This is a genomic window from Glutamicibacter sp. BSL13 (assembly GCF_052928425.1).
Genome location: NZ_JAVGCZ010000124.1, coordinates 1 through 6772, shown reverse-complemented (window position 1 = coordinate 6772; position 6772 = coordinate 1). Strand labels below are relative to the sequence as shown.

Sequence of the window (6772 nt, the reverse complement as noted above, 5' to 3'; positions counted from 1 at the left end):
CCCGGGTGCTCTACGCGCACGGGGACCTGGCCAGCCCCACCCTAAGCCAGGGGCTGCGCGGCTGGCAGGTGGCGCTGGATGAAGTCATCGCCTACGCCACCGTCCCGGCCGGCGGCGACCAGCATCCGGTGCACGCGCTGCCGGCACCGGACGGGGTGCGGGTCCTGGACCCGCAGCAGATGCTCGGCGCGCTGCCGCACAGCCAGCTGGTGGTGTTCGCCGCCCCCAGCATCGTGCGCCGATTCGCCGAACTGGCCGGAACCAGCCTGGCCGTCGGGCTGGGCACCATCGCCATCGGCGCCCCCACCGCCCGGGCCATGGAACAGGCCGGGATCCGGGTGGACGCCACCGCCGCGGACCCCACCCCCGCGGGCCTGGCCGCCTGCGCCCGCCGGCTGCTGCAACGCGAACCGGAGCCCGGCCAGCACTGCCCACACACTTAGCCCGGACCGTTTCAGGTCCTGAACCGATGGAGGAAGTTGCCATGTCATTCCCGCAACACCGGCCACGCCGGCTGCGCCAGAACCCGGCCATGCGCCGGCTGGTCGCCGAACATGAACTCAGTGCCCGCCAGCTGATCCTGCCGGCCTTCGTGCGCGAGGGGATCAGCGAACCCCACCCGATCGCCTCCATGCCCGGGGTCGTGCAGCACACCATGGACACCCTGAAGTCCGCCGCCACCGAGGCCGCCGAGCGGGGCCTGGGCGGCATCATGCTCTTCGGCGTGCCCGCGGTGCGCGATGCGACCGGCTCCGGGGCCATCGCCGAGGACGGGATCTTGAACCGGGCGATCGCCGCGGTGCGCGCCGAGGTCGGGGACGAACTGGTGGTCATGTCCGACGTGTGCCTGGACGAATTCACCTCCCACGGCCACTGCGGCGTGCTGGACGCCCACGGCCAGGTCGACAACGACGCCACCAACGCCATCTACGCGCAGATGGCGGTGATGCACGCCGAGGCCGGCGCCCACGTGCTGGGCCCCTCCGGGATGATGGACGGGCAGATCGCCGCGATCCGCCAGGCCCTGGAAGCGGCCGGGCACACCAACACCGCGATCCTGGCCTACGCCGCCAAATACGCCAGCGCCTTCTACGGCCCGTTCCGCGAGGCCGTGGATTCCCAGCTGGTCGGGGACCGGCGCACCTACCAGATGGACGCGGCCAACCGCCGCGAGGCGCTGGTGGAGGTCGAACTGGACCTGGCCGAAGGCGCGGACATGGTGATGGTCAAGCCGGCCATGAGCTACCTGGACATCGTCGCGGACATCGCCGCGGCCTGCAGCGTGCCGGTCTCCGCCTACCAGATCTCCGGGGAGTACTCGATGATCGAGGCCGCCGCCGCGAACGGCTGGATCGACCGCAAGGCCTCGATCCTTGAAACCCTGCTGTCCATCCGGCGTGCCGGGGCGCAGCAGATCCTGACCTATTGGGCCGCCGAAGTGGCTGGCTGGTTGAACGAAGGAAAGAAGTAGATGTCGAAATCAGATGAACTCTTCGCCCGGGCCCAAGAGGTCATGCCCGGGGGAGTGAACTCCCCGGTGCGGGCCTTCGGCTCCGTGGGCGGGGTGCCCCCGTTCATGGCCAGCGCCAAGGGCGCCTACCTCACCGATGTGGACGGCAACGAGTATGTGGACCTGGTCTGCTCCTGGGGCCCGGCCCTGCTGGGGCACCAGCACCCCGAGATCCAGGCCGCCGTGCACCGCGCGGTGGACCAGGGGCTGTCCTTCGGGGCCTCCACCCCGGATGAGGTGAAGCTCGGTGAGCTGATCAAGCAGCGCATGGGCGGGGTGGAACGGGTGCGGATGGTCTCCACCGGCACCGAGGCCACGATGACCGCGGTCCGCCTGGCCCGCGGCTACACCGGGCGCGAGCTGATCATCAAGTTCGCCGGCTGCTACCACGGGCACCTGGACGGGCTGCTGGCCTCGGCCGGTTCCGGGGTGGCCACCCTGGCGCTGCCCGGCTCGGCCGGGGTGACCGCCGCGACCGCCGCCGAGACCCTGGTGCTGCCCTACAACGACCGCACCGCCGTGGAGGAGGCCTTCGCCGAGCACGGGCAGAACATCGCCGCGGTCATCACCGAATCGGCGCCCTGCAACATGGGCGTGGTGACCCCGCAGGAGGGGTTCAACAAGTTCCTGAAGGATACCACCGCCCAGCACGGCGCCCTGCTGATCCTGGATGAGGTGCTCACCGGGTTCCGGGCCTCGGACGCCGGGTACTGGGGGCTGACCGGCCGGCAAGAGGGCTGGAACGCGGACCTGTACACCTTCGGCAAGGTCATCGGCGGTGGCCTGCCCACCGCCGCCCTGGGCGGACGCGCCGAGGTGATGGACTACCTGGCCCCGCTGGGGCCGGTCTACCAGGCCGGAACCCTTTCCGGGAACCCGGTGGCCATGGCCGCGGGCATCGCCCAGCTGACCCACGCCACCGACGAGGTCTACGCCCACCTCGCCAAGCAGTCCCAGGCCCTGGAGACCGCCCTGGTCAACGCGCTGAACGAGGCCGGCGTGAACCACTCGATCCAGCGTGCCGGCACGCTGTTCTCGGTGGCCTTCGGCACCGCGGACACCGGGGTGCAGAACTACGCGGAGGCGCAGAAGCAGGAGGCGTTCCGCTACGCCCCGTTCTTCCACTCCATGCTGGACTCCGGGGTCTACCTGCCCCCGAGCGTCTTCGAGGCCTGGTTCGTCTCTGCGGCACACGATGATGCGGCCATGGAACGGATCATCAACGCGCTGCCGGCCGCGGCCCGCGCCGCCGCCAACGCCAGCGCCTGATCCGCCCACGCTGAGCCCGAACCCGCCGGAAGCGGGCAAGGCAACGGCCCGCCTCCCCACGAGGGGAGGCGGGCCGTTGCCTTGCCGGTATGCGGGTGCTGGCGCCGGGCCGGGCCGCGGAACCGGTTTACTTGTTGGTGGCCGGCAACACGCTGCCGTCGCTCCAGGTGTCCTCGATGTACTTGTGCACCTCATCGGAGTGCAGCAGCTCTTCGAGCTTGGCGATCGCCGCGGTTTCCTCACCCTCGCGCCAGGTCAGGAAGTTGGCGTTCGGGTTGTTCTCGGCCGATTCCTGGTACAGGATCTCCTCCGGGTTCAGCTTGGCCTGGACAATGTAGTTGCCGTTGACCAGGGCAAGGTCCGCCGACTTGCCGTCCTTGTAGAACTGCGGGACCTGCTCGGAGTTGACCTCCTCGAACGTCAGGCCCTTGGGGTTCTTCTCTGCATCGCCCTCAACGGTCAACGCCGAATCCCCGTCGGCCAGGTTCTTCAGCAGGCCCGCCGACTCCAGCACGCGCAGGCCGCGCAGCTGGTTCACCGGGTCGTTGTTCAGCACCACGCGCGCCCCGTCGGTGACGTCCTCGGGCTTGTCGAACTTCTGCGAGAACGCGGTCAGCGGTTCGACGTGCACGCCCTCGCCATGCTCGAACTTGTAGCCCTTCGCCTTGACCTGGTCGGCCAGGTAGGCCTCGGTCTGGAAGTAGTTGGCGTCAATGGTGCCGTCTTCCAGGGCGATGTTCGGGGTCTGGTAGTCATCGATTTCCGTGATGTCCAGGTCGATGCCGGCATCCTTGGCCAGGTTGGCATCGATGTACTCCAGGATCTGGGCGTGCGGCACAGCACTGGCGCCGACCTTCACAACGGTCGGGTTCGCCGGGTCCAGGCTCGCGTCGGCGGCCGGTTCCGGGGAGCTTCCGCCGCCGCAGGCGGTCAGGGCCAGCACGGTGGCGACGCCGGTGGCGGCAAGTGCGAGTTTCTTGCGCAGCATGGTGTTGTCCTTTGTTCGGTTGATGCCCGCCGGGTTTTCGGCGGCGGGCGGGGTTTGCGGGGTTGTGGAGGGGCTGTGGCCGATTAGCGGTGGTCGACCCTGCGGGCCAGCCAGTCGCCCAGCAGCTGCACGATCTGCACCAGCAGCAGGATGATCACCAGGGTCACCAGCATGATGGTCGGCTCGTAACGCTGGAAGCCGTAGTTGTAGGCCAGGCGGCCCAGCCCGCCGCCGCCGACCAGGCCGGCCATCGCCGAGTAGCCGATCAGCGTGACGATCGTGGTCGTGGTGGCGGCCACCAGGCCTGGCAGGGCCTCGGGAACCATCACCTTGCGGATGATCTGCATCTTGGTCGAGCCCATCACCAGGGCGGCGTCCACCTTGCCGGAGGAGACATCACGCAGCGCGGTCTCCACCAGGCGGGCAAAGAACGGCACGGTGCCGATGGTCAGCGACACCGAGGCCGCGATCGGCCCCAGCGCCTGGCCGACGACCAGTGCCGCGAACGGGATCAGGGCCACCATCAGGATGGCGAACGGGATCGACCGGGTGATGTTCACGATGATGCCCGAGAGCACCACGTTCAGCCAGCGCACCGGGGTCAGCCCGCCCTTGTCGGTGGTGTGCAGCAAGATGCCCAGCGGCAGGCCGATCAGCACCGTGAAGATCCCGGAAATCGCGGTCATCTGCAGGGTTTCGACGGTCGCCGGCCACATGGCCTTGGTGATCCCCGGATTGGTCAGCAGGTCGTTGAAAAATTCGTTCACTTTCCGCTTCCCTTCAGAGCCACGGCGACGTCAATGGATTCGAGGTAGGCCACCACTTCTTCGGTGTTGGCGCTGGCCGGCAGCTGGATGCGCAGCCGGGCGAACTGGTGCTCGCCCATCTGTTCCACCGAGCCGGCCATGACGTTGACGTCCATGTCGAAGTGCCGGGACAACCCGGACAGCACCGGCTCGTTGGCCTGGGCACCGGAGTAGATGATGTCCAGCACCGGGCCCTGCCCGGCGGCCTGCGGCGCTTCGCCGGGCAACGGCAGCAAGGTGGCCGCCAGGGTGGAGCCGGGGGTGTTGATCACGCTTTCCAGGTCCCCGTGCTCCACGATGCGCCCGGCCTCCAGCAGGGAGACCGAATCGCAGGCCTGCTTCACCACGTGCATTTCGTGGGTGATGATCAGCACCGTGATGTTCAGCCGGTCACGCAGGGCCTTGACCAGGTCCAGGATCTCATCGGTGGTCTTCGGGTCCAGGGCGCTGGTCGGCTCATCACACAACAGCACGTCCGGGTCGGTGGCCAGGGCGCGGGCGATACCCACGCGCTGGCGCTGCCCGCCCGAGAGCTGGGAGGGGTAGGCGTTGCTGAACTTGCCCAGCCCCACCAGCTCGAGCAGTTCGCGGACCTTGTGCGCGCTGTCCTTCTTGGACATCCCGCTCAGTTCCAGCGGGTAGGCCACGTTCTGGGCGGTGGTGCGTGAATCGAAGAGATTCGCGTGCTGGAACACCATCCCGATGCGCCGGCGGGTTTCGCGCAGCTGGCTGTCACCGATGTTGGTCAGCTCCTGGCCGTTGACGGCAACCGTTCCGCTGGTGGGTTGGTCCAACAGGGTCAAACACCGAACCAGGGTGGATTTGCCGGCACCGGAGTGTCCGACAATGCCGTGGATTTTCCCGGTGGGGACTTCGAGGCTAACCCCGTCAAGGGCAACAACGGTATCGCTGCCTTGGCGGTAGACCTTGCGCAGGTCCTTGATCGTAATCACAGGGTGGTGGTCCTTCAATTCTCAAGGGTAAAGAGAGTACCCCCAATTGAATCACCGTCGAATATTATCGACCGAATCGCCCTGCACAGTCGGTAATGCGCCGTAAAGCTCCGCTATCTCACGGATGAGGTCGAAGAATCTTTGAGTGAACATCATTCGCAAAAAAGGATGGACGCCCGCCGGGCTCGTGGCGGCCATCACGGGCCGCTGGGCACGGCTGTGAATTAGGTCTCGAAGCGCCTAGGAATCCTTGATGGGCCAGGCGCCGTCAACGACCGCCTCGGGCTTGGTGCGGCGCAGGTACTGCTGGAAATTCTCGGCGTGCTCCCGGGCCCAGCGGATCTGCTGGCCGTGCAGCTCGGCCGGATCTACCAGCAGGTCCGGGTAACGGGAGGCCAGGGCGCGGGCCACCCCAACGCAGGCGACCGCATCCGCGAAGGAGGTGTGCGCGTTCTCCAAGACCACCCCATAATGCTGGCACGCCGCCTCCAGGGTGCGCTTGCCCTTGCGATAGCGGTCCATTTGCCGGTCCAGGACGTAGGGGTCGATCACGTTGCCCGGGATGAAGGGCACCAGCTCGTGGCGCAGTGCCTCGGTGTGCAGGACCGAGAAGTCATAGGAGGCATTGAAGGCAATGATCGGTGCCTGCTGGGACGCGAACTGCAACAGGTTCAGGATTTCGCCAACCCCCCGCGCGGCCGCGACGCCCTCGGCGCGCGCCCGCTCGGTGGTGACCCCATGTACCGCTGTGGCCGCCTCCGGGATCTCCACTCCGGGATCCAGCAGCCACTCGCGTTGGTTCAGGATCTGCCCGGAGGAATCCAGCAACACCACCGAAGCGGTCACGATGCGCGCGGTATTCGTGTCAACACCGGTGGTTTCCAAGTCAAAACCCAGGCAGGGGCCGATATGCCATTCACTCATGCAAATAACGCTACCGTCCCAAGGTGCGCTGACGCGGCGTGACCCACCGGTTGGGGACAGAAGCATGGGCCTTGGCACAATAGGGGCATGCACCTGCCGCCCCTGTCCCCGCCGCCGCTGGACTTCGAAGAGGCCGTCCACCAACTGGCCGGCCTGGTTCCCGCCGGGCGGATCCTCACCTACAAGGACGTGGCGGAGCTGCTTGGCCGCGCCGGCCCCCGCCAGGTCGGCAAGGCGATGCAGGGCACCGCGCCGGGCACGCCCTGGTGGCGGATCATCCGGGCAGATGGCAACCTCACCGCATCCCTGCCGGAGCAGGCGC

8 protein-coding genes are annotated in these 6772 nt (G+C 67.7%); 4 read left to right on the top strand and 4 right to left on the bottom strand.

From position 1 onward, the window contains the following. The 3 genes from RCJ92_RS14385 to hemL all read left to right on the top strand — a co-directional run. Positions 1-443: uroporphyrinogen-III synthase (locus RCJ92_RS14385; RefSeq protein WP_446754917.1), on the top strand; the 443-nt coding region annotated here is incomplete at its 5' end. Positions 444-484: 41 nt separating this feature from the next. Beyond that, positions 485-1471 carry a porphobilinogen synthase gene (gene hemB / locus RCJ92_RS14380; protein WP_446754916.1) on the top strand — a complete coding sequence of 329 codons (987 nt, stop codon included), beginning with the start codon at positions 485-487 and terminating at the stop codon, positions 1469-1471. Then, positions 1472-2779 (top strand): glutamate-1-semialdehyde 2,1-aminomutase, encoded by a 1308-nt coding sequence (gene hemL / locus RCJ92_RS14375; RefSeq protein WP_138177453.1) that lies wholly within the window; start codon positions 1472-1474, stop codon positions 2777-2779. A gap of 127 nt (positions 2780-2906) precedes the next feature. Here the strand turns inward: hemL and RCJ92_RS14370 are convergent, their stop codons facing one another. The 4 genes from RCJ92_RS14370 to RCJ92_RS14355 form a co-directional block, all read right to left on the bottom strand. Continuing rightward, positions 2907-3767, bottom strand: coding sequence for a MetQ/NlpA family ABC transporter substrate-binding protein (locus RCJ92_RS14370; RefSeq protein WP_138177455.1), 861 nt, complete (start codon positions 3765-3767; stop codon positions 2907-2909). Positions 3768-3850: 83 nt separating this feature from the next. Next, the gene (locus tag RCJ92_RS14365; RefSeq protein WP_138177622.1) at positions 3851-4483 is read right to left on the bottom strand and encodes a methionine ABC transporter permease; all 633 of its coding nucleotides are present in this window, start codon (positions 4481-4483) and stop codon (positions 3851-3853) included. Positions 4484-4530: 47 nt separating this feature from the next. Beyond that, positions 4531-5526 (bottom strand): methionine ABC transporter ATP-binding protein, encoded by a 996-nt coding sequence (locus tag RCJ92_RS14360; protein ID WP_138177457.1) that lies wholly within the window; start codon positions 5524-5526, stop codon positions 4531-4533. 240 nt (positions 5527-5766) lie between these two features. Continuing rightward, positions 5767-6450, bottom strand: coding sequence for a 3'-5' exonuclease (locus RCJ92_RS14355; protein ID WP_138926509.1), 684 nt, complete (start codon positions 6448-6450; stop codon positions 5767-5769). An 87-nt stretch (positions 6451-6537) separates the two neighbouring features. Here RCJ92_RS14355 and RCJ92_RS14350 point away from each other — a divergent pair. Beyond that, a partial coding sequence (locus RCJ92_RS14350; protein WP_446754915.1) for an MGMT family protein occupies positions 6538-6772 on the top strand: 235 nt, incomplete at its 3' end.

Bases quoted from the DNA above. Each gene is read 5' to 3' on its own strand.
- RCJ92_RS14370 (WP_138177455.1), bottom strand. From the start codon at position 3,767: ATGCTGCGCAAGAAACTCGCACTTGCCGCCACCGGCGTCGCCACCGTG.
- hemB (WP_446754916.1), top strand. From the start codon at position 485: ATGTCATTCCCGCAACACCGGCCACGCCGGCTGCGCCAGAACCCGGCC.
- RCJ92_RS14365 (WP_138177622.1), bottom strand. From the start codon at position 4,483: ATGTGGCCGGCGACCGTCGAAACCCTGCAGATGACCGCGATTTCCGGG.
- hemL (WP_138177453.1), top strand. From the start codon at position 1,472: ATGTCGAAATCAGATGAACTCTTCGCCCGGGCCCAAGAGGTCATGCCC.
- RCJ92_RS14355 (WP_138926509.1), bottom strand. From the start codon at position 6,450: ATGAGTGAATGGCATATCGGCCCCTGCCTGGGTTTTGACTTGGAAACC.